Origin of the sequence: Roseimaritima multifibrata, assembly GCF_007741495.1 — a bacterium.
In the GTDB taxonomy this organism is placed as follows: Bacteria; Planctomycetota; Planctomycetia; order Pirellulales; family Pirellulaceae; genus Roseimaritima; species Roseimaritima multifibrata.
Genome location: NZ_CP036262.1, coordinates 918,855 through 944,046 on the forward strand (window position 1 = coordinate 918,855; position 25,192 = coordinate 944,046).

Annotated in this window: 25 protein-coding genes; 15 read left to right on the top strand and 10 right to left on the bottom strand. The window is 54.7% G+C overall.

Features of this window, described 5'->3' with window-relative positions; all coding sequences use genetic code 11:
• Window positions 1-162: 162 nt before the first annotated feature.
• Window positions 163-936 carry a GDSL-type esterase/lipase family protein gene (locus FF011L_RS03405; RefSeq protein WP_145350154.1) on the bottom strand — a complete coding sequence of 258 codons (774 nt, stop codon included), beginning with the start codon at window positions 934-936 and terminating at the stop codon, window positions 163-165.
• 115 nt (window positions 937-1,051) lie between these two features.
• Between FF011L_RS03405 and FF011L_RS03410 the strand changes: the two genes are divergently transcribed.
• Window positions 1,052-2,101, top strand: a complete 1,050-nt coding sequence (locus FF011L_RS03410) for a DUF6807 domain-containing protein (RefSeq protein WP_145350155.1) — start codon at window positions 1,052-1,054, stop codon at window positions 2,099-2,101.
• A gap of 88 nt (window positions 2,102-2,189) precedes the next feature.
• A complete protein-coding gene (gene dcd, locus FF011L_RS03415) occupies window positions 2,190-2,771 on the top strand; it encodes a dCTP deaminase (protein ID WP_145350156.1) in 582 nt (193 codons plus the stop codon).
• Here the strand turns inward: dcd and FF011L_RS03420 are convergent.
• The 5 genes from FF011L_RS03420 to FF011L_RS03440 form a co-directional block, all read right to left on the bottom strand.
• Window positions 2,759-3,175: an OsmC family protein gene (locus FF011L_RS03420; RefSeq protein WP_145350157.1), complete on the bottom strand. Its 417-nt coding sequence runs from the start codon at window positions 3,173-3,175 to the stop codon at window positions 2,759-2,761. The two genes, dcd and FF011L_RS03420, sit on opposite strands and share 13 nt — an antisense overlap.
• Window positions 3,172-4,167, bottom strand: a complete 996-nt coding sequence (locus FF011L_RS03425; RefSeq protein ID WP_145350158.1) for an NADPH:quinone reductase — start codon at window positions 4,165-4,167, stop codon at window positions 3,172-3,174. Before FF011L_RS03425 ends, FF011L_RS03420 begins: the two co-directional genes overlap by 4 nt.
• A 55-nt stretch (window positions 4,168-4,222) precedes the next feature.
• Window positions 4,223-5,080, bottom strand: a complete 858-nt coding sequence (locus FF011L_RS03430; protein WP_145350159.1) for a hypothetical protein — start codon at window positions 5,078-5,080, stop codon at window positions 4,223-4,225.
• Between the two features lie 119 nt (window positions 5,081-5,199).
• Entirely contained in the window at window positions 5,200-6,648 is a 1,449-nt protein-coding gene (locus FF011L_RS03435) for an anti-sigma factor family protein (RefSeq protein ID WP_145350160.1), read from the bottom strand.
• 60 nt (window positions 6,649-6,708) lie between these two features.
• Window positions 6,709-7,338, bottom strand: coding sequence for an RNA polymerase sigma factor (locus FF011L_RS03440; protein WP_145350161.1), 630 nt, complete (start codon window positions 7,336-7,338; stop codon window positions 6,709-6,711).
• Window positions 7,339-7,592: 254 nt separating this feature from the next.
• On the opposite strand from FF011L_RS03440, the gene FF011L_RS03445 reads away from it, so the two are divergent.
• On the top strand, window positions 7,593-8,138 hold the full coding sequence (locus tag FF011L_RS03445; RefSeq protein ID WP_145350162.1) for an NUDIX hydrolase: 546 nt from the start codon (window positions 7,593-7,595) through the stop codon (window positions 8,136-8,138).
• A 99-nt stretch (window positions 8,139-8,237) separates the two neighbouring features.
• Here the strand turns inward: FF011L_RS03445 and FF011L_RS03450 are convergent, their stop codons facing one another.
• Window positions 8,238-9,533, bottom strand: coding sequence for a polysaccharide biosynthesis/export family protein (locus FF011L_RS03450; RefSeq protein WP_145350163.1), 1,296 nt, complete (start codon window positions 9,531-9,533; stop codon window positions 8,238-8,240).
• Between the two features lie 5 nt (window positions 9,534-9,538).
• Window positions 9,539-10,537, bottom strand: a complete 999-nt coding sequence (locus FF011L_RS03455) for a hypothetical protein (RefSeq protein WP_145350164.1) — start codon at window positions 10,535-10,537, stop codon at window positions 9,539-9,541.
• A 228-nt stretch (window positions 10,538-10,765) separates the two neighbouring features.
• On the opposite strand from FF011L_RS03455, the gene FF011L_RS03460 reads away from it, so the two are divergent.
• Complete coding sequence (locus tag FF011L_RS03460; RefSeq protein WP_145350165.1) at window positions 10,766-10,960, top strand: hypothetical protein; 195 nt, start codon at window positions 10,766-10,768, stop codon at window positions 10,958-10,960.
• On the opposite strand, the gene FF011L_RS03465 is transcribed toward FF011L_RS03460, so the two are convergent.
• Window positions 10,957-11,823 (bottom strand): DUF1571 domain-containing protein, encoded by an 867-nt coding sequence (locus FF011L_RS03465; RefSeq protein WP_145350166.1) that lies wholly within the window; start codon window positions 11,821-11,823, stop codon window positions 10,957-10,959. The two genes, FF011L_RS03460 and FF011L_RS03465, sit on opposite strands and share 4 nt — an antisense overlap.
• Before the next feature lie 558 nt (window positions 11,824-12,381).
• On the opposite strand from FF011L_RS03465, the gene FF011L_RS03470 reads away from it, so the two are divergent.
• Window positions 12,382-13,539 (top strand): prenyltransferase/squalene oxidase repeat-containing protein, encoded by a 1,158-nt coding sequence (locus tag FF011L_RS03470; protein WP_145350167.1) that lies wholly within the window; start codon window positions 12,382-12,384, stop codon window positions 13,537-13,539.
• Window positions 13,540-13,751: 212 nt separating this feature from the next.
• Complete coding sequence (locus FF011L_RS03475; RefSeq protein WP_145350168.1) at window positions 13,752-15,290, top strand: TolC family protein; 1,539 nt, start codon at window positions 13,752-13,754, stop codon at window positions 15,288-15,290.
• Between the two features lie 3 nt (window positions 15,291-15,293).
• On the opposite strand, the gene FF011L_RS03480 is transcribed toward FF011L_RS03475, so the two are convergent.
• The gene (locus FF011L_RS03480) at window positions 15,294-16,229 is read right to left on the bottom strand and encodes a YdjY domain-containing protein (protein ID WP_145350169.1); all 936 of its coding nucleotides are present in this window, start codon (window positions 16,227-16,229) and stop codon (window positions 15,294-15,296) included.
• Between the two features lie 201 nt (window positions 16,230-16,430).
• Between FF011L_RS03480 and FF011L_RS03485 the strand changes: the two genes are divergently transcribed.
• The 9 genes from FF011L_RS03485 to FF011L_RS03525 all read left to right on the top strand — a co-directional run bounded on the left by FF011L_RS03485 (window position 16,431) and on the right by FF011L_RS03525 (window position 25,189).
• Window positions 16,431-18,296 carry a hypothetical protein gene (locus FF011L_RS03485; RefSeq protein WP_145350170.1) on the top strand — a complete coding sequence of 622 codons (1,866 nt, stop codon included), beginning with the start codon at window positions 16,431-16,433 and terminating at the stop codon, window positions 18,294-18,296.
• Window positions 18,297-18,419: 123 nt separating this feature from the next.
• Window positions 18,420-18,842 (top strand): hypothetical protein, encoded by a 423-nt coding sequence (locus tag FF011L_RS03490; protein WP_145350171.1) that lies wholly within the window; start codon window positions 18,420-18,422, stop codon window positions 18,840-18,842.
• The gene (locus tag FF011L_RS03495) at window positions 18,839-19,270 is read left to right on the top strand and encodes a TadE/TadG family type IV pilus assembly protein (protein ID WP_145350172.1); all 432 of its coding nucleotides are present in this window, start codon (window positions 18,839-18,841) and stop codon (window positions 19,268-19,270) included. Before FF011L_RS03490 ends, FF011L_RS03495 begins: the two co-directional genes overlap by 4 nt.
• 5 nt (window positions 19,271-19,275) lie before the next feature.
• Window positions 19,276-20,343 carry a vWA domain-containing protein gene (locus tag FF011L_RS03500; RefSeq protein WP_246109705.1) on the top strand — a complete coding sequence of 356 codons (1,068 nt, stop codon included), beginning with the start codon at window positions 19,276-19,278 and terminating at the stop codon, window positions 20,341-20,343.
• Window positions 20,344-20,356: 13 nt separating this feature from the next.
• Entirely contained in the window at window positions 20,357-20,791 is a 435-nt protein-coding gene (locus FF011L_RS03505; RefSeq protein WP_145350173.1) for a TadE family protein, read from the top strand.
• A gap of 511 nt (window positions 20,792-21,302) precedes the next feature.
• Window positions 21,303-22,361 carry a tRNA preQ1(34) S-adenosylmethionine ribosyltransferase-isomerase QueA gene (gene queA, locus FF011L_RS03510; RefSeq protein WP_145350174.1) on the top strand — a complete coding sequence of 353 codons (1,059 nt, stop codon included), beginning with the start codon at window positions 21,303-21,305 and terminating at the stop codon, window positions 22,359-22,361.
• A gap of 55 nt (window positions 22,362-22,416) precedes the next feature.
• Entirely contained in the window at window positions 22,417-23,034 is a 618-nt protein-coding gene (locus FF011L_RS03515) for a phosphoesterase (protein WP_145350175.1), read from the top strand.
• Window positions 23,035-23,036: 2 nt separating this feature from the next.
• Window positions 23,037-24,245, top strand: coding sequence for a cysteine desulfurase family protein (locus tag FF011L_RS03520; protein WP_246109706.1), 1,209 nt, complete (start codon window positions 23,037-23,039; stop codon window positions 24,243-24,245).
• 218 nt (window positions 24,246-24,463) lie between these two features.
• Window positions 24,464-25,189 (top strand): pyridoxine 5'-phosphate synthase, encoded by a 726-nt coding sequence (locus FF011L_RS03525; RefSeq protein WP_145350176.1) that lies wholly within the window; start codon window positions 24,464-24,466, stop codon window positions 25,187-25,189.
• Window positions 25,190-25,192 lie beyond the last annotated feature (3 nt).

The window sequence follows — 25,192 nt, forward strand, 5'->3', positions numbered from 1 at the left end:
CCCCACTCCCCAAGCAAATTAGCCGCACAAAAACGGCTAAATTTAAAGAGAAATCAAAAATTCCCAGCTAGCAAATCAAGGAATGTCTTCCCGACCATAGACTGTCCTGGATTCTTTGCTTCCTGACCATAGACTGTCTTGGGTTCTTTTGGTTGCAGCTTGCTAGTTGGTGGGCAGGAAGTCGTCTAGGCGTTGCTTGATTAGACGACCCCATAGTTTATAGCCGGAACGGGTGAGGTGCAGTTTGTCGCTCCGGAAGCTCTCGGGGATCGGATTGCCTTCCGCGTCGAGGTAATATTCCGCTGTAGGGATGAAATGAACATTCGGCGTTGTCAGGCAGTATTCACGGATCGCTGCGTTAACCTGGCGAATTTCAGACCACGTTTTCCAGCGGCTTGCTGTGGGGGTGATTTCAATGACAAATACCGGGGCGTCCGGTTGATGTTTGCGTGAAACTTCAATCACGTAGTCCATTAACTCGATGACCTCTTCTGGCGTCTTGTCGGTCTCGCGCCCCGTTACATCGTTGGCGACGAAGACTACCATCGCCTTGTACTGGTGTGGCTCGATCAGCCGTTTGGCAAAGACCGCGACATTCGAGAAATTGCTTCCTCCGTAGCCTCGCTGGATCGGAAGATAGGGGGCGATGTCCTCTGCGATCGTCTCCCATAACCGAATGCTACTGCTGCCGATAAATAGGATCCCATCCTCTGGGTCGGGATTCAGTTTATCCCTCGCTTCAATCGCGTTGATCTCTTTTTCCCAGCGTTTTTCCGCGGCAGCTTTGACGGCTTCGTCAAATGGGACTTCGGGATTCGCTGTAACTTCTGTCGTGGGGACCGCGACCGGAAGCGGAGATAATTTAGGTAAGTCCTGTCCGAAAAGACTCGATCCAAGGACCGCAACCAGAAGAAATCCAAAGGAAGGCAAACGCATGATGACTCACTGTCTGAAACGAAGGTGGGGGGACTGTATGATAGGGGATCTGCGGCACTGATATCCCATACAGTAAACCAAACCCCGTTCCCGGTCCATTTTTGTTGAGCCTGCGATGAGCCCTTTTCAGCTGCGAATAGTTTTGACGATCGGATGTTTGCTTGGTGGGGTTGTCGTTCACAATGAATCGGCATTCGGAAAAGAACCTCTGCAGGCGAAATTGGTCCAGTCGCCGACCGCAATTTCGGTCTCCCTGGGATCACAGGAGGTGATGCGTTATCACATTGGGACCGTGCCTTCACCGGAAGGGATGGACCCAGACTATGCAAGAAGTGGCTACATTCATCCATTGAAAACCTTGCAGGGGAGAACCGTCACTGGAGATTTTTCGCCCGATCACCCCCATCAGCATGCCCTTTTTGCCGCCTGGGTTAAAACCAAATTCAATGGACATCCCGTTGATTTCTGGAACCAGCAAAGGAAGACCGGAAACGTTGTTCATCATGCGGTCGATTCGGTCACAAGCGATGCCAAAGGAGTCCGGTTTACTGTCCAACATCGTTACATCGATGTGACGGATCCCGAGCAGTCAGTCGATGTATTGGCTGAAGAGTGGGATGTTTCGGTGCCTCATCAGCAGGGACCCGACGTCCTCTTCGACATCCATGTCCGTCAGAAATTGATCGCTGATTCGCCGCTGGAGCTGGCACCCTACCTGTACGGCGGAATGGCCATGCGGGGCGGCAATCAATGGGTCCGCGAAGGGGCTGCTAAGGTGGACCGTCAATACAACGAAGCGATCAAAGATGGGGTTGCGGCGATTCCCCCCAGTCTGGACCAAATCGGGTTTGCGTTTTTAACTAGCGAAGGGCTGGGACGTCACAACGGAAATCACTCAAAAGCCCGCTGGGTCGATATTCATGGCAAGACCGATGATGAGCTGGTCGGAGTGACCGTGTTGTCGCATCCCGACAATTTCCGCGCTCCACAATCGGTAAGGCTGCATCCCTCTATGCCTTACTTCTGTTTTGCCCCTGTCGTGGAGGAAGGTTTTGTCATCGACAAGAACCATCCCTATAACGCAAAGTACCGATACATCGTCCATGACGGATTACCTGATGCCGTTGCAAACGACCGACGCTGGGAAGAATATGCCGCCGAATAGCCCCTTTTGGTTGACAGTTTAGGGGCCAAGACAGGACAATCTTTGACTTCGGTTTCAAACCGCCCGCACTTCATTTCAAAGCCTATTCATGATCCTCTCCGGTGATGCGATTCAAAAAAAGTTAGGCTCCGATATTCATATCGAACCATTTGACAGCGAACGCTTGAACCCGAATAGCTACAACCTAAGACTGCATGACGAGCTGTTGGTCTACGAAGAGATTGTTCTCGACATGCGGACTCCCAATCGTTACCGCCGCATGTCGATACCGCCAGAAGGGCTGGTCTTGCAGCCAGACCGGTTGTATCTGGGACGCACGATAGAGCGACTGGAGACCCACAACTTGGTGCCAATGGTCAGCAGTCGAAGCTCGCTGACACGCCTGGGGCTTTTTGTGGGAACCAACAGTGGATTTGGCGACGTCGGCTACAGTGGCCACTGGACTTTAGAACTGTACTGCGTCCAGCCGATTCGAATCTACGCAGGTGTCCAGGTTTGCGAAATTTTCTACCACGAATTATGTGGCGAAGTTGACGAATACTGCAGCAGTAAATATCAGAATGCTAACGATATCCAGCCGAGCCTAATGTTCCGCGAAATTGGTAGCGGCGACGAAAGTGAGCAGCAACTGGAGCTTGATTTTGATCGGCTGGCCGATCACTCTTCGTAGATGAAAATAATTGGCGCATCGATGTCGTGATGAAGGCTTTGGTGCACTGGGCATTTCCCCGCTGCCGCTTCCAGTCGCGAGCGAATCTGCTCGGGGACTAATCCAACGGGAAACGTGACGGTGGTTTTTAGGGAACCAATCCGCCGCAGCGGGTGGCTGACCATCTCTTTAATGACTTGGACACGAGCCCCAGCAAGGTCCAGTTCATGGCGTGCAGCCACCAAGCCCATGATTGTCAGGATGCAGGATCCAAGCGCGGTGGCGACAAGATCGGTAGGCGAAAAGTCATTCCCTTGCCCGCCGTTATCACGGGGGGCATCGGTTGCTAGTTTTGCCCCGCTAGGGCTATGGACGGCCACCACTTTTTGGCCGCCGTGATGCTGAGCCGTGATTTCAACGCTCATGATGGGATCTCCAAAATAATTTTTCCGCTGACTTCCCCGGTTCCTTCGAGGGTTGCCTGTTCTTGTAATGCATGGGCTTCTGCGGCTTTGGAAAGCGGCAGTCGCAAGCCGATTCGCGGTTTCAGTTGTTCGTTCGCTAGCCACTCGTTGATGTCATCGGCGGCGACTCGCATTTCATCTGGGGTCGCTTTAAACATCACAAAGCCATGCAGCGAGCATTCTTTAACATAGAACGCGCCGACAGGAAAACTAGGACGCGCGTCGCGGCCCGCCATTAGGACCATACGGCCTCGCTGTGCAAGCAGGTCAATCGCAACGTCGAAGTCCGGCTCTCTTCGTGTTTCCCAGAAAATATTGACGCCCTCGGGAGCGAGTTCATGGGTGCGTCCGGCGATCGATTCGCGTTGATAGTTGATCGTATGATCGGCCCCTAAGTCGTATGCGATTTGACATTTTTCGTCACTGCCACAAGTGGTGATAACCTGAGCTCCATTGGCTTTGGCCATCTGGACCACCATCGATCCGACTCCGCCAGCGCCACCGATGACAAGGATCGTTTCGCCCGATCGAATTTTGGCTCGGGAGAGACCGATGTGTGCGGTGATGCCGACAAGCGCCGTCGCAGCAGCTGTGCTTGCTTCCACGCCATCAGGAATTGGATAGACCCATTCTGCGTTTACGGCGGAGAGTTCTGAGAAGGTCCCTTGCCGGCCGAGCAATCCTTGATTCGTTGCCCAGACGCGATCTCCCGAACGGAATCCGGTTACCCCTTCACCTACTTCAACGATGGTCCCGGCAAGGTCGCAGCCGGGAACATAGGGAAGAGGTAAATTCATCGCAATTGCACCACTGCGAATGTAGGTGTCAATTGGGTTCAGGGCGACCGCTTCGTTTCGGATTAAAACCTGTCCCGTACCGACAGTCGGATCGGGCAAATCGCCATACTGAATGACATCTGGAGCTCCGGTTCGTTCAAAATAGGCGGCTTTCATCAGAACAGGTCCCCGTCAGGAAAAAAGGGTCAAAGAGTGCTGCAGGAATGGTGACTTACTGGATATTACCTTCTGGCTTTTGGGGGATGCCCCATAAACTTGCAATCGCAATCCCGCTGACAACGGCTCGCAATAAGGCTTCGTCCCAGACGAACAACCCATTGGCCGATATACGGCTGAGAGCCGCTATCATACCCCACATTGCGATTCCCAACATGGCTAATCGTCGCGGTCCCCAAATCGCCAGCAGTGCTAGCCCCCACTCCAAGAATGCAAATCCCCACATCAGTGTTCGGGTGACCGAATCGACCAACTGGTAACCATTCCAGCGGCTGATAGAGCGTGTTAACAGCGAGTCAACGGTGACGGGATGGAAGATCACTTTCCAGCCATAGCAAAAAAAGACAATCGCTGCCGCATAGGCCAACCAGCGAGAGACCTGTTGCAGCGTCTGCTCAGCGGATGCTGAATCGCTGGAAATTTGAATCGAACGAGCCAGGGCTATTGGCAGGATCAACATGCCTGCGTCCTGTCCGATCATCCATATCTGAAACGCTCCCTCGGCGAAGGCTGCCGAAATACTAATGGCTGCTTGCCAGATCGTGGCAAGGAGTGCAGCAAGTAGTGAGACGTGCAGCAATACCGCTCGCGTTTTTGGGGCCTGTGTCCCCGCTAGGCCAGCGATCAGGGCCAACGTGAAACAGCTGATCGCCGAAGCGGTCGTCCCGAATTGTAGAAATGCCCATGCGAATCGTTCGCTGCCGGTTCGTTCCAGTAAGAAAGTACGGAGCGGAAAGTCGGCACTTTCACCGGCCGATTCCATAACCGAAAGAAGGCCGAATGCATATAGCGTGACAACGATGCGAAGGGTTGTTTGCTGGGCTCGCAAGGAGGCAAGAAGCGTTTCGTTCACGTTTAGCCGTTGCCCTCCATCGCCCGTCGATTCCGTGTCGCCTTTACCGAATGGTGACCTGAAGAATGAAAATGGTCTGGACACCAAGCTATGAAATCGGACGGTTCGTTGCAACAAAGTCAGTTGCGCGGTAGGGGTCTAGGCGGAGATTTTGGAGGAAACTTGGAATTGGATGAAGGAGGTCCCGAGGGGCGGAAAAAGGAATCACGCATTCGGCCTTCGCGGCTTTTGCTCTCAAGCAATGGGAAAATCCTCTCCGGAGGCGAAAGTTCGATTTCCAGTTGGACCCGGGGCTCTAAGCCGGCAAGGGTTTGAGCATAATTTGTGCGAGTCTTTCGCTGGACCGCTTCGACCAACCAACCTCGCACCAAATCCTCTTCCATGTCGCCTGATGAAGGGAGTTTGTCCAGCGTCTCACGAACCAGAGCTTCACGGACCGGATCGCTGAGGACCGCTTTGATCGCATCTTCTTCAGCGATACTGAACGGGGCAAACCGTCCTCGACCGATAACAAACAGCCAGTGAAGCAAAGCCGTTTCTTCATCGGGAAAACGGTCGTCTTGGTCGGGTCCGGAGGTTCGGTTGATGTAATCGCGTGCGTATTCTTTCCATAGTTGGTCACTGTTTTCCAAGTTTTCCAGCCATCCGGAAGCGATCAGATGCAGTGCGTCAAAGATCGCATCGGAATCGCTTTCGCTTAATTGCCGAAGCCATAGTCTGCGTGATTTAGCAAGCGATTTACGAAACGCGAGTTCACGGTCGTCGGGATTTCCTGACTGGATCGTCGCAGCTGTTTCATCCGACCAGTTCCGTTTTAGGTGGGCGTAAGCTTCGATCGTGCGAAGCAGTTCCTCAGGGTTTTCGGTCGCAGCGATCTCTTGTGCACGTTGCCGGACTTCTGCTTGCTTGTCAGGCGATAAGTTCTGGAACCGCTGCCACCCGGTGTCGATCCGGCGGCGTACCGTAGGGTGAAGCAGAGGCAGTTGCTCAGCCAGTTCCGATGGCGAAAGGTCTTGCAGTTCGGGAGTCGATGTTGGCAACCCTTTCGGACCGAAGGCACCTACCTTTTCGGCTGATTCGATCGTGTCCAGCCAAGTCGGATCCTGGCTAATTTCCTGCAACCATTCCAGGTCATCGGTAACTAGGTAAGCATCCAAATGTTCGGCGATTGGCAGGTCAGCAAATTGTCGCTGCCGTTCGACTTCGTGTGTAATTAAAACCAGTACTGCACCCACCGCGCCTGCCGCAACGGTCGCCAGCAGGATCGCGATCAAGCGTCCCCACCGGGGCAGCGGTCGTACGGCTTTCGTCTCGGACTGGATGTCAGCCGCAACCATTTCCAGAGTCGACTGCGTAAAGTTGTCTTTGACCGTTGCCTGGGGAAGGTCTTCAAGCATCTGCCAGCCACTCTGTAATTCCCGCATCCGAGCACGGAGCGAGGCATCACTTAGTAGCTTGCGTTCCAAATCCTGTCGCTCCGCAGTCGATAGCTCGCCGTCCAGATAAGCAACAAGTTGCTCATCCACTGGATCGACATCGATATCGTGTGGCGAGGGTTGACTGGACATGCTCAGGGTTCGTCCTGCGGCTGGATTTGGAATGCGAATGAAACGCGACTTAGGGGGAAGTTAAGGATTCGGCTGGCTTGGTTGAGAACCTGAATCGATGTAGGGGGCGAGGATGTCTTTCAGATTAACGCGAGCTCGACTGAGCAGCGATTTGACCGCCTTCGTACTAAGCTCCATCACTTCAGAGATTTCTGCGTAACTAAGTCCTTCAAATTTTGAGAGCAGCAGTGCTTCGCGTTGTCGATCTCCCAGCAAGTGGATTGCGGCTCGCACAATTTCAGCTCGCTCCTCTCCCTCGATCACGCGGGTGGGCATTAAACCGCTTGAATCGACTGCCAGCGAGGACAGGACCGCCGCTTGGCTACCGGATGTGGTTCTTGAGGTGTCTATCTCGCTGATCTCTTGTCGTCTTCCCGAAGATCGGGCTGCATTGCGAGCTACATTTCCTGCGATCGTAAACAACCATGTCGAAAATTTGGCTCCGGGTTGGTAGCTCTTGCGGGCGCGAAACACTCGCAAAAAAACCTCCTGAGTCATGTCATCTGCTAATTCTCTTTTGGGACCCATATGCTCAAGCAAACGGAGCAACCGTCCCTGATATCGTTGCACAAGTTCCTCAAACGCACCGGCGTCGTCTTCTTTCACGCGCAGCATCAATCGCACGTCCGGGTCGGACTTTTGATATCGCATTGCAGTGGAGGGGCTGACTGCCAAAATCGCTACCGTGTGTAAGTCGTCGAAGCCAATCGGTGGTGAATGGGCCAACCTTTAGTTTAGGATGCTCGTCTAGCTTCGGATACGGTCCAAGTTGTTGTTACTATTGAAACCCGCTGGAATGAGAAGGTTTCGCAACTTTTTACAGGGCCGACGTCAACTTTCTCCGTTGCCGTTTCATCTGAATCGCTCTTTTTTTGCTCGGCCTCCGCATTCTTCATGGAAATTTGATGTCAACTCCGTCTCCGGATTCAGAAACCGTTTATTCGTGTGCGCGATTTACGGTACACGAAGTCCCAGTGACTCTGCCGAGTGGGGAGCAGGTGATCAAACCGATCATCCGGCAAAACGGAGCGGTTGTCATCGTTCCGGAACTACCCGATGGCCGAATTGTGATGATTCGAAATTATCGCTACTCGCTTGGCAAAACCCTTTTGGAACTGCCTGCTGGCACCATGGAACCGAACGAAGATCCACTTGAAACGGCCGTTCGCGAGCTCCAGGAAGAAACCGGGTATGTCGCGGGCTCGATAAAAGCGGTGCAGCCTTTTTATGCCGCCCCTGGAAACTGTAATGAACAGATGCACCTGTTCATCGCCCGTGACCTGACACAAGGTCCACCGAAGCGAGAATTAGGGGAGCAAATCGAAAACGAAATTCTTGATTGGGAGACGATCGCCGAATTGCTGCAGGCGAACCAAATTGAGGATGCGAAAACACTAATCGGGGTCATGATGTATGACCGTTTCTACCGTCAGCAAAAAAGTCCCCGCTAAAAGATCGTTTGACAATCAGAAGGGTAACTTTGCAGGCGTTTTAAAGAGCCGTGCGAACGTTGATTCCCTTACGAGCTCCGCCGCGTTTGCGACCTCTGTTTAATTGTCATTTAGCGAATAATTCAGATTCACCGTATTGAGAGCCGCGTTCAAAACGATTTCGGTCGGGGTGTATTTTAGGATAACCAAGTCCCCGGGCTGAATGATGATTCGCTCGCGAGGGTTATTCATCGCTTCGTGAATGTCGACTTCGATTTTCATCTGTTGTTCACGCCCCCAGCGCCGCACCAATAGAACCCGACTGGGTGGGAACACGTTGCCAGGTCCATTGACGAAACTGGTCGTCGCGGCGACCGGTCCATCAATATGTCCATTTGCGATTGCGATCGCTTCCAATACGTCCACGTCGTGGTCTCGAGGCAAGGGGATCTTCGCTCCACCTAACAGCCCACCGGTCAAAAAATATTCTTTGTCGCGTGCGGGGACAAACAGAACATCGTTGTCGTACAACAAAATATCTTCGGGGCCAAACGGCAGAGGGGCGTCGGGCCTTAGCCGCAGTGGGATGCGGTGGATGCCTGCCGAACCACCGATGCATTGACTGACCGCGTCATAGCTTTCCCCTTCTCGCAGCATCGTGACCGCTTGCATTCGCTGCGTGTCATTGGTTTGTTTCGACCGCAGCACCCAGACTTCATCCAGCCCGTCCAGGCCGGGAAGGCCTCCCGATCTGACGAGGGCATGCAGTACATCATTCTCATAGGCGGGCAATTCGATAACATCGGCCGACCCACGGCGCGAAACGATTCGCGTGTCATCTCGGGTGACTGTCGGAGCCAGCGAACTGCTGTCTTCCCGGATCACCATGACCCGCTGACTCCGAGGCCGAATCAGGTTCACTTGAATGTTCTCTTTGCCCGCCTTTAAAAGTTTACGCTGCTGAACGTAGACCTGCCGAATGCGATCGTAAACCTGCGGCAGTGTCAAACCGGAAACATAAATGGGATCGGCCATCGGCAAGCGGATGGTTCCGCTATGTTGAACCTGAATGGGTTGTCCAACAGCCGGCTCGCGAAGCAAATTGGATTCGCCGTTGTTTCCCGGCAAGAATGCGACGGTCGGCATCAGGCCTCGGTCACCGAGAATGTCTTCGATATGGATGCCCAGAACGTCGCCAGCTTGAACCACGTGCTCTGCGGGCATGGGCTGTGACAACAGCGAAAGATCCAATGGGATCTTGGCTTCACGCCGGGGAACTCGCAGCATGTCCGGCAATTGGCTTGCCGGAACAGCGCCACGGATTGCGCAGCCGCCAAAGGCTGACAAAGCGATCAACAGCAGCGTGCAAAGTGCAAACGGCGAGCGTTGAGCAGTCGTGTTGCGGCGATGATGCATGGTTCTTATCGAAGGGTCCAAGGACTGGTCACAGGTGGAAGCCGATTCGGCTGCTGTGCGGCCTGTCGAATGGGTGGGGTTTGAACCGCCATCGGTGGAGCCGAGTGTTGATAATTCGCGACGTGATTCGTCGGTGAAGCCATTTGCATCGTTTGTTTCGCAGCCTGCAGTCGTCCGAATGCAGCATTCATCGGAACGCGACTTCCAAGTAGCAAATCGTCATCGTCTGAACCAGATTCCTGATCGAGTAAAGGATCGCTTTCAGGTACTAGGTCCAAGTCCGATTCCAAAATGTCACCCGGAAATTGTTCGCTTGGCGGTGCGGGGCTAAAGGGGATTGGTGATCCAGGAGGTGCTATTTCGTTGGAGTAAGGAATCGAATTCTCTGCGGACGGAGTTGGCAAGATCTCCGTGGGAACCGGCTCAGCGTACCCTTCGATAGGAGGCGCGATGTCCAGCGATTCCAAAGTCGGAGGTAGCGGAGTCGGCAGCGGGGGCAAGGGGGATGGCGAATTGTTGACCATCCCATCCGGTGCCAAATCTGCGTGGCAACTGGCGGTATAAATCGCTTGCGGCGCGGGATGCGGCTGAGCCGGCATGCTGCCCGGCACGGTTGCATAGCCTTGTTGCCCACAAACGAGGGCGGCTTCGGCTCCATCGATAAAACCTTGGTGCCACTCGCCAACACGGTGCGTGTTCTCGGCGTGTCGCACTCCGGGGCCCCAGTAGCGACTGTCAGGAACGACGGGTGGTTGCCCCGATCCGCCACGCAGCACGTCGGTGTAGCCATCCAACCAACCAGCGCGATAATCCTCGGTGCAGCCGGTCTGTTTAGCGTTCGCCCCAAACTGATTCTGGAAAGCGGTATCGGCCATCGCTCGAGTCTCGACACGCCAGGCTGCTCGCCGCCCTGTAAATTCCCAGCTCACGCAGCCACTCAATCCGAGCAGCATGATTCCGCTCATCAGAGTAGCGGCGATGGTTAAGAATGAACGTTGAGGCACGATAGTCGCTTTCCTGGTGCGAGTTTTCCGAATGCAGTAGTCCTTCGGATAACAAGCTGATCGGCGTTCCAGTTGCGACGGATTGACCGATTGTGCCGCTCTCTGGCCTCGCACATTCAGAGCGGACCGATTATGCGGAAAAACAGACAGACTCCCCTTAGCCGCCAAGTCTTCTGCGAGCGTTACAAGTTAACACCCGAGAGTGCTAGCAAGTGGCAGTGAAATCTGTTGAAACCATTCCACACAGAACGTACGCCTGAAAAGACGCATGGGGTGGTCCGCAGTCATGCGGGAGGTGTGGCGCATGAAAAAACGCAAGCGAGTGACGGAAAAGCGGTCACTCGCTTGCGTTTTGATTTGGTCCTACTGGTCCCTCGCCAAATAACGGGGCAGGATCCAGCCTGCCTGTTTGACGGGCTTTAGAAGTTGTAAGCCGGGTTTTCGCGATCGAATTCGCTGTCGGAAAGCCCTGGATTAATCTTCACATCCAAGTAGTTGTACTCTTCGATAATCGCTCCGGTCCCACCTGGTTCGGTCGGCCAATCGTAGGCGACATAGCGGATCGGCAAATTGAGTTCATCATCGATAAAGATCTGAGCTCGACTGAATTCCAGCTCACTGACTCGGCGTGGCTGGTTTAGTTGGATGACGGTGCAGACACGATCTTTCAGCTTCGCATTTTTCCGGAATTCGCAGGTGATTTCTGGATGCTGGCGAGCCGTTTCTCCGCGCTCAATCAACTTGACAATCAGGTTCTCGATCCCGATCTCCGTTAGCGGATACCGCTGCCCACGCATTGCCAGAGCCCCATTTGGGTCGAGGGGAACGGTTGGCAAGAAACGGCCACGCATTCCGCCTTCGTGGGCGATCAATCGTCCGTCGTTCTGGCCTTCGACATAAACGACTTCGCGTCCTTTAACCGACGTGGGTTTTAAGAACATCAAATAAACGCCGAATGGCGTGTGCAATTGGCCTGATTTGACTTTCCGATTTCGAATTTTCGCAAACATGAAATCGGGATCGGTAAGCGTCCCATTTAGACGCTCGCGTTTGACGATCACGGTTGTGTAATCGGTCACGTTTTCTCGGATATTGACCAATCCTTCACGCGCCATCTCCAAGGCACGATCGAGCGGATTCACCGCTTCGCGTGGCACGCTATTCGCCCGCGAAACCCGGAAAATGGGTTCGTGAGTGTTCGTGGACGGTGGCTGCGCAGCGAGGGTCGTCGCTCCAGCGGCAACCGAACCAAGTGTAAGCAATAGATTTCTGCGATTTCGATCCATTTGAACGTCCTTCCTTGGTCGTTTGTTTGCCGAGATTCACCATGCGTTTGGTTTCCCCGACGGTGTCACACGAAAAATAAGACCGTGTGTTCGCTCCATGGTCTGCTATCGCCCAAGCGTAGCGTTCCAAACGAGCGATTGAGACGATTCCTTCCCAGGTTTTCTCGTCTCTCATCCTAATGACCATACAATCAGCACTATTTGACGTCGTGCACAGCTACTTCACGGAGAGTAGCAAAATTGCCTTCATTTTGGAAACAGCATTCCCGGACCGTTTTCGTGCTTCGGTTTTGGGTTGTTTGCACGTTGGAACCTATATTGGGGTAAGGTTTTTGGGGGTTTATGCCCCCACACTGACGGGGTGCCGCGGTTGTGACGAGGAATAATGCTGGCGCGGCGAAAGATCCACCGACGATGGTGAAGGATTCGCCATTGATTGGCGAAGGAACGCTCTACAATAGAAAGGTAACCGTTCAATGTTTCCGAGCCTTGTTTCTCGGTAGAAAGCGGGCCGTTTTCCCGCTTGTTGCGTCTCTTTTTCGATAGGAATCTTTAGCCATGCCTGCTTCTCGACTCGCTCGTCGATCGAACCTCTTTCCGATCCTGTTCGCTGCCACTGGATTGTTGGCGATTGCAGGATTTGGCCCGGCAGCCTCGGCTCAAACCGTGACCGAAGCGGGTGCGGCGTCGTCGGAAAACGCTCGACAAGAAGCGGTCCTCGCTGGAATGGAGTATCTAAAAACCAAAGGGCAAAATCCGGATGGTTCTTTTAGCGGGTCGACCGGTGCGGCCGTCACCGCTTTGTGCGTGTCAGCCATTTTGGAGAACCGCCCACACGCGATTTCCGATCCTGCCGTAGTCAAAGGCTTGGAATTTCTAAAGCAAAACGTCCGGAAGGATGGGGGGATCTATGCCGCGGGGTCCAAACACCGGAATTACGAAACCTGTGTTGCCGTTCAGACTTTTAAATTGGCCAACAATAAGGGGCAATATGATGACGTCCTGAAACAAGCCGACCGATTCCTGCGCGGCCTGCAGTGGGACGAAGGAGAAGGTATTGAAACATCGGATACCGCTTACGGCGGTGCGGGCTATGGCAGCCACAATCGCCCCGATTTGTCCAATACCAGTTTTATGATCGAAGCCCTGCGTGAACTGGGGGCGGACGAGAACGACCCGGCGATCCAGAAAGCGCTTGTGTTCGTCAGCCGCACGCAAAACCTGGAATCCGATAAAAACGACACCCCGTTTGCTGCCAAAATTAATGATGGCGGGTTCTACTACACCCCGGCAGCCGGTGGGCAGAGCCAAGCCAATCAGACGGCGAACGGAGGTCTACGCAGCTACGGTTCGATGACTTACGCCGGTCTAAAGAGCATGATCTATGCTGGGCTTGATAAAGACGATCCTCGCGTTGCGGCCGCACTGCGATTCATCAGCGATAACTACTCGCTGGAATCCAACCCCGGAATGGGGGCTGCAGGCCTTTATTACTACTACCACACGTTCGCAAAATCGCTTGCTTTGGCCGACATGGAAACCCTGAAAACCAGCGACGGGAAAACGCACAATTGGCGTCAAGACCTAACCGAGACTCTCAAGGCAGCCCAGCGAGAAGACGGTTCGTGGGTCAATGAGCAGAACGCACGCTGGATGGAAAGCGATGCAAATCTTGTCACCGCCTACGCCTTGTTGGCATTGTCTCAGCTCAAGTAAGCGATCGCGATTGATTCGCTTGTAGCGGTAGGGGCGACCTTGCGAGCGATCGCAGGGTCAAAATAGTCATCGCGTCCTCTGGACCGATAACCCTTCTATAAGCCACGTGGGTCCGCGATTTTAAATCGCGGACCCATGCAATAAATCCAAGGATGGATTTTAGCGCCCTCTGCTGGCTGGCTTGAACCGGCTATTTCGGCAAGGACGCCCTTATGAGCTCGAAGCGTATTTGGTCCGCACGACGGAACCAACTGCTCCTTGCAACCTGTGCTGCGGCCACCTGTTTATTATTCGGGTGTGCACAGTCCAACAGTCCACGGCAGGTGACGGCTCCCTCGCAGGTACCCGAAGAGGTCATGCTGGCGGCGAAACCCGCTTCCTCGGCCGCAAATAGCCCGATCCAGACCGTTCTCTACAGCGACCCGGAAGACCTTGATTCAGCGGTCGCGATTGATCTGCAACGATCGTCAGTCGTCGAAGAAGCAACGCGACTGGAGGAAGCTCTGGTTCCAGGAAATGTCGCTTCTGTCGAATCGGCAGAGGCTTCGCAGCCGGCGATCGGAGTCGAGGAGTTTGTTCAGCGAGCGATTGCCGCTCATCCAGAACTGATTGCGGCTAGGCATCGGATCTCCGCAGAAAGGGCACGAATCCCCCAAGCTCGCGCGCTGCCTGATCCGCAGTTCAACAACACTTTCTGGCCCATCCAAGACCAGGCATTGCAGACGGCAGGAGGGCGAGTTGGTAACCAGATGTCACTCACCCAAGGCGTTCCTTGGCACAAAAAACGGGAAACCAAAGCGGCGATCGCCGCCCGCCAAGCACATATCGCTGAAGCCGAATACGAAAGAATGGAAAGGGCGATCGTCGCCGGCACCAAGCAAGCTTATTACGAAGTGTGGTATGCCGTTCAAGCCATTCAAGTCCTCGAAGAAACCCAAGGACTGGTCGAAGATCTAAGGGAGATCGCCGATGCCAGTTATCGAACCGGAGGCCGGCAACAGGACGCGCTGCGAGCCCGCATCGAAGCCGACCGATTGGAAGACCAGCAGCTTCGTTTGCGTCAACAATTGGAAACCGCACAGGCGGACCTTGCCACGTTCATCCAGAGCCCTGCTTCGGAAATCCCGCCCGTCACTGCAGAGCTGCATTTGGAGGATCTGTCGGGTCACTTAGATGAATGGATTCTTGCAGCAGAAAACTGTAACCCCGAATTAAAGGGGCTTGCCTGGGAAGTCGAACGCGACCGACAGGCCGAACGTCTGGCTTGCTTGCAGAAGTACCCGGACCTGCAGTTTGGAGTGAATTGGTCCTTGATCAGTGACGACTACAATGTTCTCAGTCCCGTCGCCGACGGGCATGACAACATTAATTTCAGTGTCGGCACGACTTTGCCGATCTGGCGAAGCAAGATTCAAGCGGGAATCCGCGAAGCGAACCACCGCAGAGCTTCGACAAGCCAACGGCTGGAAGCCAAGAGAGATTCCCTGGAAGGCCGCTTGAGGAGCCTCCTGTCTCAGGTTCATCGGATTGAGGATCAGCGGCAACTATATCGCCAGCGAATCATTCCTCGAACCGAGGAGACTCTTCAGTTGGTGATCGCGGATTACCAGGGGAGCCGAACCGATTTTTCATCGGTGATCGAAGTCTATCGAGAGCTTCTAGTGTTTGAGACTCAACTGGCTGAATTCGACGCCTCGCTCGCAAAGACGTTCGCTCAACTAGAGCAAACCGCAGGGTGTCCGCTTCCCTAGACGCTACTGAGCGGGAACCGCTTTCTTCAGCCATTTGTCCGCTGGCGGGACCGACGCATCCGCCTTGCCTTCTGGCAGGGGCTGCGGCTTATCCGACGGAAGAGGAATTGGGATCAAGACCAAGCGGACCGGTGTCATTTCCGGAGGGACATTCCCTTCGGCGGCGCTGTACTGCAACGAGGCATTCTCTTTGCTGCTTAGGACGGGAACGTCTAGCATCGCGGAACCGAAATTCGAAACACAGATCATGTCTCCCGAATCTGCTTCGTAGTGTGATTCTCCCGTTGCCGGGTCTTTCCAGAATTGGCTGCCAGCGAAGACCCAATTCTCCTGCATCGTTTTCTTGGTGCCTGTTTTAAAAATCCATTCGCGAGCGTCTTTCTTGTGCAGTTTTCCTTCTTTGTCGAACCACATCACCCAAATTTGAATCGCCTGGCCCGTTGGGGGCACAAACTTTGGCACGTATCTAACCGGCGTCCCACTTTGAGCCCCAACGGCTAGCAATGCGGTATGAACATCACGACTGCGAGCCAGCACGGCAACGACCGATTCGTGCTCCTTGGTCCCGGCGGGACAAGCGAACATTTCCAGCATCCCACGTGTCATCGCGACGTACCCATCGACAAGGACTTGGCCCCCCTTTTTGTCGACCCATAGCCGTCCCTTTTTGCTTAACTGAACCGCTCCCTCGGGGGCTTCAAAGGCTTTCGCAACCAGTTCTTCTGGATCGACGCGTTCAAAGGAGAGTTCGGCGCCCTCTTCGCTCGCATCCTTCGCGTCAACGGGCGGACCACCTGCGGCGGGGGATACGGGCAGTGGGGCGGGAGTCGCTGGCGTATCCCCGGCCTCCTGGGCCTGAGCCAAGCCTGAAAGGATCCCGACAAGAATCATCCCGAAGGGAATCGGTAAGGCGGTCCAGGTGCGAAAACATTGAATCATGGCGGCGACGGTAAATGCTTGGGAACAAAAACAAAAAAGGCCCCACGACAATCCGCGAAAAAGAGAGCGTCTGGGTAATCCCTTCGTAAGTGGTTAGTATTTTAGCAGGTTGATTGAGTTGCCAAGCCAGAATGCGACCTTTCTAACGCGGTTTCTTTTCCTCCCGATCCTTTTTCAGTCTTTTTAAACGAGTAGTCCGGCATGGCGACGCGAACCGATAAAAAATCCGTTTCTCCCACCGAGCAGGAAACGGTTGCGCCGTCGGAACTCGCGTTGGAACTTGCTTTGACTTGGCAGGACCTGCGGAAAAAAGTCGAGAAGCAACTTGCCCGTGAGACACAGCGGCTGGATCATTTGTGGCCCGAGTACTCTTGGGCGAATGTGAATCCCGATCAAATCCATCTTGAATGGGGATATGCGGCGGCAACCGGGCATCCCCTGCCAACGCTAACCGAAGCCCTGTGCCAGCTTGCTGCTGCCGGGGATGTCTCCGCGATCGAACAGGCCGATATCCCTGCCGCTGCCGAGGCGCTCTGTGATGAACTTCTGCACATTGGACTGGTACGCGGCAACTATTTAGAGGTCCTCGGCTGGGCCTATGCACTCCCTTACCTGACGGACCATCTGGAGGAATCGCTTTGGTGGAAAGTTCTGTCACGATTGGTATCCGTCCAGCAAGCAGCCCATTCCCAGGCTCCACAGGAATCGATTGCCCAGCTTGTTCTGGGGGGAGAGCTAGGGCTTGTCCTCGCCTGGAGGCTGCCATTTGTCCCCGCCTGCAAGTCGCTTGTTGAACCAGCGAAAGAATCGATCCTCGGATGGTTTGACTGCGATGAACAATCCTTAGATGCCGCCTTGGAAGATGCTGGAATCGCCACGCGGTTGGTGCTCGCTTCGGGACTAAGGGTTATCGGTTTGATGGAGAAAGTTGCCCGGCGGAAACTAAAAAAAGAACCGCTGAATACGCTTTGGGAACTGGCCACCTGGGTAGCTGCCTTGACCCATCCCGATGGAACGGCCGCTTTCTCCTTCGCTTCAAAGGATTCCATTGCCTGCGATGTGCAGGCGGGGGGATTGCTTGAGACCGCCGCCAAGAAACTGGATGAGTCCGCTCTGCTTCCTGCCGTGCAGGCTTCCTTGGGGCAGACTAAATCTCGCGGTCGCTTGGCTTGGCAGGTCAGTTTGCCGGAACCGACGCTTAACAGCGAAGAGGCTCGGCTTGCGGCAATGCTTCCCGAATGGGACGTGCGCCGCGGTCGCCTGCACGTCTCTTATCGCGATGAAGCATTTCGCCTGCAGGTGCACGCCGGCCACCCGATGCTTATTGACGGCGAATGGGAAGTCGAAATCAAGCGAGATGGCGCTCCGGTGACCGCTCAAGGACCATGGGTCGAGATCTGTCATTACACGGACGACGATGTCCATTACCTGGAACTGGAACAGGCTTGGTCCGGCGGTGTGACGTTGCAACGCCAGTTGATGGTCGTACGTGACGACCGTTGCCTTTACTTAGCCGATGCCGTGCTGACATCCGAAGGCAGTTCACAGGACAAGCCGGCTCAACTTGAATACACAAGCCGCTGGAAGATCGCGTCAGAAATCCAAATGGAACCGGAAGAAGATACGTGGGAGATCTTGATGAAGGATTCCAAACTGCGTGCGATCGCCATGCCTCTGGGATTGCCTGAGTGGCGCGTCGGTCCACAGAATGGGACGTTCGATGTGAATGCGGACGGCAATTTGGAATTGCAGATGCGAGGGATTCAAAATCTTTATGCCGCTATCTGGTTTGATTTCGAACGAAAACGCTTTACGAAGCCAAGAACTTGGCGCCAGCTGACCGTTGCCGAATCCCTTCGGATCGTCGCGCCTCACGAAGCCCAGGCGATGCGAGTCCAGGTGGGGAACGACCAATGGATGCTGTACCGCAGCCTCCGCGGTCGGATCAGCCGTACAGCCTTGGGTAAGAATCTTGTTGCCGATTTTTACTGTGGGCGATTTAATCCCGAGGACGGCTATATCGAAGAAATGGTCACGGTCGATAACGATCCCGACGATTCGCTATAAGCGGCATAATCGACAGGCCCCCCCTAAGGGAGTTCTTGTTCGTTAACCAAGTGGGCCTCCACTGGTAAATATGTGACGTACTTTCAAGCAGTTACGTTTTACGTTCATGCTTGAGAGTATCTGATGGCTAAGTCCCATAACAAACGGCGCCGACAGTCTTTGGTCGATTCCGAAGTCCAAGGCAGCTTGCTTCGCAAACTTGCGTTTCATTGGTGCATCTTTTTCATTGCCAATACCCTTGCTTTGATGATCTGGATTCGAATGTTCGAACATCCAGAGCATGGTTGGGGAGAAACATTTCTCGATAGCCTTCGCCGGTTCCTTCCCTTTTACATCGTCAGCCTTGCTTTGATCCCTGGTTTTATCTGGGACACGATGCAGCTGACGCATCGTTTTGCCGGTCCAATCCTGCGCCTTCGCAGCGCATTGGCCGATGCAGCGAAGGGCCGCGATGTCGAACCACTTCAGTTTCGAGATAGCGACTTCTGGGGCGAAATTGCTGAAAACTTCAACGCCGCCATCTCTCGTAAAGCAACCAAATCATGAACCGGTTCCTGAACTCCGCCTCCCCCCGGAGGTCTCGATCAACCGCCTCGGTTCGCCGTGGTGCCGCAGCGGTGGAATTTGCGGTCTGCTTGCCCGTCTTGGTGCTATTGGTCTTTGGTGCCATCGAAGGGGCTAGTTTCATTTTTTTGAAACAGTCGCTTAATGTGGCCGCCTACGAAGGCTGCCGTGAAGCGATACGAAACTCCGCGGCGACCGCTGAAGCGACCTCGCGTGCCGATGCGATCTTGGTTGCCCGAAACGTTAACGATGCGACCGTCCGGTTCATTCCAGCGGACGTCACAACGGTGTCACGTGGCGAAAAAATCATTCTTGAAATCACAGCTCCCACACGAACCAACAGTCCTCTAGCAGGACAGTTCATCAACAATCGAGACCTCGTCTCTCGCGTTGTGATGGTGAAGGAATAACGATCATGAAGTTACAACCACGGACCAATCGAACGCCAAGAAACCGCCACTCCGGTCCCCGTGCGACCCCGCGTCGCGATGGTTCGATGCTTGTTCTGTTAGCCTTTGCGATGGTCATTTTTATGGTCTCCGCTGCTTTGGCAATTGACATCGCTAGGATTCATTTGGCCCGTACGGAATTACGGACTTCAACCGACGCGGCAGCAAAAGCGGCCGCCGAAGCGCTCTCGCGAACGCAGGATGTGAATGCCGCCGTAGCTCGAGGGCAGGAAATTGCCTCGGATAATTTGGTCAATGGCAGTCCGCTGCTACTCCGTCGTGGTGATTTCCAATTCGGTCGATCCGAAGCGGATGCCGATACCAATCGCTTCACCTTTACGACCTCCGGGCGACCGCAAAATAGCGTGCGCGTACGTGGCGAGAGGACGGAAGGCTCTGCTTCCGGAGCCATCCCGTTGATCTTCGGAGCCATTCTCAATCGAGACATCTTTGAACTTGGGCACAATGCGACGGCTACCTACATCGAACGCGATGTGGCTTTGGTTGTCGACCGCAGCGGATCGATGCGAGGTCAAAAATTTAGAGACTTAAGAGACGCCCTGGACATCTTCATTGAAACCCTGGACGCGACCCCGGTCGAAGAAGAGGTCGGGTTGGCGTCGTACAGCAACCGTGCCACCGCGGATGTCGAACTGACCAGCGATCTAAGTCAAATCGCGGCGGCAATGGACGTAATGCCGGTCGGAGGTACCACCAGTATTTCAAGCGGGATGGCTGCCGGAGAATCGATTTTGACCAACGGGCGATCCGAAGACTTCGTCGAACGAACCATGATCGTGATGACCGACGGCCAGCACAACACCGGTGCCGAACCACGAACGGTCGCCACCCGCCTAGCCGCTGATGGGGTTTTCATTCATACGATCACCTTTGGTGCCGGCGCGGACCAGGTCCGGATGCGCGAAGTCGCAACCATTGGACGGGGGCGACACTACCACGCTGCCGATGGCGACGAATTGCGTGCGATCTATCGCGAGATCGCGTTAACCCTCAGCACAATGATCACCGAATAACATCGAGCCTCCCATGTACGTACAACGAAAAAGACGATGCAGCCGTGGCGGTTGTCAGACCCGTGCTGGCCGATGCGGCGTCGTCGCGGTCGAATTCGTATTCGTGGTCACGATCGCGTTTGTGTTTTTGTTTACCGCGTTTGAATTCTGCCGGGTCGCCATGATTCGGCACACCGTCGACAACGCAGTCTATGAAGCCGCCCGCAAGGGGATTATCCCGGGCGGAACCAGCGCCGAAGCACAGCAACAGGCTAGAGACATTTTGGAAACGGTAGGAGTCGAAACGGCTGTGGTTAGCATTACCCCACCTGTCATCGATCGAACCACCGAAGACGTGACCGTTTCGATTCGAGTTCCATTGGACGCAAATTCGCTGATGCCAATGAATTTTTTCAGAGGCAAAATAGTCGAACGGACATTGACCATGCGGCGTGAAGGAACTCGCTAGGTTCGGTCTACAACCCGCAGAACGCGAGCCGGGGCGGCCAGAGGGCCTCGGTTATGCGAGCATACGGACGGGCAAGATCGTCCCCGTATGTTTCCGCCGGGGCAAGCCAAATTCCAGCTGCTTTGACATCTGCGGGCGGATTTTTTTGCCGACCGACGTGAGCCGGCCGGAAAATTCTTTGTGTTTTTTATGCGATTGCAGGACGGTTCGCGCCGTTCCGCTAAAAGAGTCGATGGCATTGGGGGCAAGCCCGTACGCCGGAACTTCTTCGCCAGCATGTGAGCCCGTCAGCGAGGGACAACCAGTGCTGTCCAGCACGCTTCGCGTCATGGTTTTCTAACCCGCGAATATCAATTCCCTGGGTCGTCAATTCGTTAGATCTGGGATAGGCTGCCGGTAGTTTGAATTCCCTGGCTTAGGATCGCTTTAAAATCCCATCCAGGGACCATTCGGACGATTGACGAGGCGCCAGTAGGAGCGCCCCTCTGTAGCCCCACGTTGACCGATTTGCATGAACGATCACCTGATTGCCAGTTACGATTACGACCTGCCTCGCGAGCGGATTGCTCAGGAACCGGCCGCGGTCCGTAGTGACGCTCGCCTGATGGTCTTGGATCGCCAGTCCGATTCGGTCGAACACTGCTATATCCGTGATCTTCCGGAAATCTTGGCTCACGAAGATACGTTGATCCTGAACAACAGCCGCGTCGTTCCTGCCCGCTTGCTGGGACATCGCACCCGCACCGAAGGCCGCTGGCAGGGGCTTTACCTCCGCAGTGATCCTGAAACCGGAATCTGGGAAGTCCTTAGCAAGACTCGAGGGCGTTTGCAAATTGGGGAATCGATCACTCTGCAGGATCGTAAAGCCCTGCCTGGTGTTGAATTGCAAGTCATCGCTCGGACTGAAACCGGGAACCTGCTGGTCAAACCTCTTTCCGAAACCCCCACCTCCGAATTGCTTCACCAATTTGGGTGGGTTCCGATTCCACCCTATATCCGCGATGGCCGAATGGTCGACGCCGATGTTCAGGCCTATCAGACGGTTTATGCTCAGCATGATGGATCGGTCGCCGCTCCGACCGCGGGCCTGCATTTCACTCAACCGCTTTTGAACGCCCTTGATAAAAAAGGGGTTCGGCGTGCGGAGGTGACTTTGCATGTTGGAATCGGGACCTTCCGGCCGATTTCGGTTGATCAGCTGGAAGACCATGAAATGCACACCGAGTGGGCTAGCCTGTCCGCTTCCGCAGCAAAAACGATCAACGACACGCCCGCCCGCGGCGGCAAACGAATCGCGGTGGGGACAACCAGCGTGCGAACCGTTGAATCTGCAGCCGCCGAAGATGGCACCTTGGCGGAGTGGAGCGGTCCTTGCAACCTGTTCATCACGCCGGGATATTCGTTTAAAGCGATCGACGGCCTGCTGACTAACTTTCATCTGCCGCGAAGTTCACTGTTGGTCCTTGTCAGCGCACTGGCTGGTCGCGAACGGATCATGAAAGCCTATCAGGAAGCGATCGATAACGAATATCGTTTCTTCAGCTATGGTGATGCGATGTTGATTTTGTAAATCCGATGTCCCTGCGGATGCTCTCCAACCATTCCTTTTCAATAGCTTAAAATCGATGTCTCCAGTCACCGAAGAACAGATCCTGGTTATCCCTGCGGCCACCATTGATTCCATCGGCCCCTTTACCGGATTCCAGCCCGATGTGGACCGTTATCTAAAACCGATCCTGGCCAGCGACGAACTCTCTTTCCGCCCTCGCGGGGCGATGGAGAAAGACCCCTCTTTCAAACAGTTGATCCCCTATGTCGTACTGCAGTGGACGGACGCTGCGGGGGAACCGCATCTATTTGCCTACACGCGAGGATCGGGCCAAGGGGAATCACGACTGCACGCGAAACGAAGCGTCGGCATCGGCGGACATATCTCCGCCGAAGATGCTGCCGGTGGCAGTGAACCCTACCGGACCGGGATGGAACGCGAACTGACGGAAGAGGTTCGAATCGAATCGACTTTTGAAGAAACCTGCGTCGGTTTGATCTATGATCCTTCGACCGAAGTTGGCGAAGTCCACGTAGGCGTGGTCCATCGATTTGTACTGCAAACCCCTGATGTCCATCCAAACGAAGATGACATTTGCGACACCGGTTTCGTTTCGCTCTCGCAATTGCGAGCCGAGAAGGATCGCCTGGAGACCTGGTCGCAACTTTGCCTGGATCACCTGTTTAAGGTTTAGCAATGAATGACTTGATCTATCTGGATCATCATGCAACCACTCCCTGCGATCGACGCGTCGCAGCGGTGGTGCAGCGGATGCTTCTAGAGGATTACGGAAACGCATCCAGCCAACATCGATTTGGGCAGAGTGCCGCGGACGCCGTCCATTCTGCAGCCGAAACGATTGCTCAAGCATTGGCAGCGCAAGCCACGGAACTGGTTTTTACCAGTGGAGCGACCGAAAGCAATTCTTTGGCTTTGCTGGGCGTATGCCAGCACCCTCGCCAAAAGCGACGCAAAATTGTTACGGCTGTAACTGAACATCCCGCGGTCCTCGATCCGATTCGGCGGCTGGAAGCAGACGGTTTTGTGGTCGAACGGATTGCCCCCTACCCGCAATCGGACCCGAACGTCGGACAGGTTGATGAAGAGGCAATTCTGAACGCGATCGATGACCAGACGGCCGTGGTCTCGGTCATGCTGGCGAACAACGAAATCGGAACCATTCAGCCGCTGCGACGGGTCGCGGAGAAATGTCATCAAGTCGGTGCCCTGCTCCACTGCGATGCGACTCAAGCTGTTGGCCGCATCCCGGTTTCGGTCGTGGATTTAGATGTCGACCTGCTGAGTGCGTCGGCTCACAAATTTTATGGCCCCAAGGGGGTAGGCTTGTTGTACATCCGGCAAACCGGCCGACGTGTTCGCATCCGTCCTCAGATTGAAGGCGGCGGTCAGCAGCGAGGCTTGCGAAGCGGAACCCTTAACGTGCCCGGGATCGTGGGCATGGGCGAGGCATTGAAATGGGCGGTTGAAGAAATGGATACCGCGACCTTGCGAATCGCTGGTTTGCGGCAACGCCTATGGGATCGGCTGAAAAGCGGAATCCCTGAATTGGTTCTAAATGGACCATCCATCGCCGACGCCAATACCTCTATCTCTCCAACCGATTCGGTGCTCCGGCGTTTACACGGAAACCTAAACGTCATGTTTCCACGTGTTGAAGGCGAAGCGCTGATGACGACGGTGCCGACGGTCGCCTGCTCAAGCGGTTCGGCCTGCAGTTCCGTCGACCCTGCCCCCAGCCACGTCCTGATGGCAATCGGCTGCAACGAATCGCAAGCCCGCTCAAGCCTGCGATTTGGGATTGGACGTCCAACCACCGAACAGCAGACTGATGAAGCTGCGGATCGATTGCTGGACGCTTTTCACCGCCTAAGGCAAATGGTTTAACGCAGGGGAATCACTGAATTCGGTTGTTTGCCTGGAACTTGCTATTCAGGTTCCGTTTCTGCAATCGTGCTGGATGCGAGCGGGGGTACCGCTCAAACGACGGATCCAGTATCCAGGCTAGTCTCTCGTTGTGTGCTTGTCGGCTATCATACCCCGAAACCCATTTCACTTAATTCTTCTATTCCCTTTACTAGCCGTTTGCTAAGGAGTCCTCCTCCATGATTGAATTGGGGGTCAATATTGACCATGTGGCAACCGTCCGCCAGGCACGCCGAACTTTCGAACCCGATCCCGTGATTGCCGCGGCGCTCGCGGAGCAAGGTGGTGCCGACGGCATTACGTTTCACTTGCGCGAAGACCGTCGTCACATTCAAGAGCGCGATGTCGAAGTTTTGATGCAGACTGTCACGGTAAAAACCAATCTGGAAATCGCGTGTGATGAAGCAACGGTAAAGATCGCTTGTAAGGCTAAGCCAACTTGGGCGCTGCTGGTTCCGGAAGGCCGCGATGAAGTGACCACCGAAGGGGGCCTGGATCTGACGACCGACAACGGACGGATCGCCCGCGCGATTGACCAGCTGCGTGAACAGGGGATTCTGGTCAGCCTGTTCTTGGATCCCGATGTTGCTCAGGTCGAAGCGGCGGCGGCCTTAGGTGTCGATGCCGTTGAACTGCACACGGGGCCTTATGCGAACGCAGGCCACAAGACTCGCGAGGTCGAGCTTCAGCGATTGGCCAAGTCCAGCGAACTGGCCGTTCAGGCTGGCATGCGTTTCCACGCGGGGCACGGCTTGAATTACGTCAATGTTCGGCCGGTCGCCGCGTTGCCAGATGTTATCGAGCTGAACATCGGCCACTCGATCGTTTCTCGAGCCGTCATGGTAGGAATGCGAGAAGCCGTCGCGGAAATGCGACGGCTTCTCGATCTGGTTCGCCCGTTTTAAACA

Bases quoted from the DNA above. Each gene is read 5' to 3' on its own strand.
- FF011L_RS03405 (WP_145350154.1), bottom strand. From the start codon at position 936: ATGCGTTTGCCTTCCTTTGGATTTCTTCTGGTTGCGGTCCTTGGATCG.
- FF011L_RS03410 (WP_145350155.1), top strand. From the start codon at position 1,052: ATGAGCCCTTTTCAGCTGCGAATAGTTTTGACGATCGGATGTTTGCTT.
- dcd (WP_145350156.1), top strand. From the start codon at position 2,190: ATGATCCTCTCCGGTGATGCGATTCAAAAAAAGTTAGGCTCCGATATT.
- FF011L_RS03420 (WP_145350157.1), bottom strand. From the start codon at position 3,175: ATGAGCGTTGAAATCACGGCTCAGCATCACGGCGGCCAAAAAGTGGTG.
- FF011L_RS03425 (WP_145350158.1), bottom strand. From the start codon at position 4,167: ATGAAAGCCGCCTATTTTGAACGAACCGGAGCTCCAGATGTCATTCAG.
- FF011L_RS03435 (WP_145350160.1), bottom strand. From the start codon at position 6,648: ATGTCCAGTCAACCCTCGCCACACGATATCGATGTCGATCCAGTGGAT.
- FF011L_RS03440 (WP_145350161.1), bottom strand. From the start codon at position 7,338: ATGCGATATCAAAAGTCCGACCCGGACGTGCGATTGATGCTGCGCGTG.
- FF011L_RS03445 (WP_145350162.1), top strand. From the start codon at position 7,593: ATGTCAACTCCGTCTCCGGATTCAGAAACCGTTTATTCGTGTGCGCGA.
- FF011L_RS03450 (WP_145350163.1), bottom strand. From the start codon at position 9,533: ATGCATCATCGCCGCAACACGACTGCTCAACGCTCGCCGTTTGCACTT.
- FF011L_RS03465 (WP_145350166.1), bottom strand. From the start codon at position 11,823: ATGGATCGAAATCGCAGAAATCTATTGCTTACACTTGGTTCGGTTGCC.
- FF011L_RS03470 (WP_145350167.1), top strand. From the start codon at position 12,382: ATGCCTGCTTCTCGACTCGCTCGTCGATCGAACCTCTTTCCGATCCTG.
- FF011L_RS03475 (WP_145350168.1), top strand. From the start codon at position 13,752: ATGAGCTCGAAGCGTATTTGGTCCGCACGACGGAACCAACTGCTCCTT.
- FF011L_RS03480 (WP_145350169.1), bottom strand. From the start codon at position 16,229: ATGATTCAATGTTTTCGCACCTGGACCGCCTTACCGATTCCCTTCGGG.
- FF011L_RS03485 (WP_145350170.1), top strand. From the start codon at position 16,431: ATGGCGACGCGAACCGATAAAAAATCCGTTTCTCCCACCGAGCAGGAA.
- FF011L_RS03490 (WP_145350171.1), top strand. From the start codon at position 18,420: ATGGCTAAGTCCCATAACAAACGGCGCCGACAGTCTTTGGTCGATTCC.
- FF011L_RS03495 (WP_145350172.1), top strand. From the start codon at position 18,839: ATGAACCGGTTCCTGAACTCCGCCTCCCCCCGGAGGTCTCGATCAACC.
- FF011L_RS03500 (WP_246109705.1), top strand. From the start codon at position 19,276: ATGAAGTTACAACCACGGACCAATCGAACGCCAAGAAACCGCCACTCC.
- FF011L_RS03505 (WP_145350173.1), top strand. From the start codon at position 20,357: ATGTACGTACAACGAAAAAGACGATGCAGCCGTGGCGGTTGTCAGACC.
- queA (WP_145350174.1), top strand. From the start codon at position 21,303: ATGAACGATCACCTGATTGCCAGTTACGATTACGACCTGCCTCGCGAG.
- FF011L_RS03515 (WP_145350175.1), top strand. From the start codon at position 22,417: ATGTCTCCAGTCACCGAAGAACAGATCCTGGTTATCCCTGCGGCCACC.
- FF011L_RS03520 (WP_246109706.1), top strand. From the start codon at position 23,037: ATGAATGACTTGATCTATCTGGATCATCATGCAACCACTCCCTGCGAT.
- FF011L_RS03525 (WP_145350176.1), top strand. From the start codon at position 24,464: ATGATTGAATTGGGGGTCAATATTGACCATGTGGCAACCGTCCGCCAG.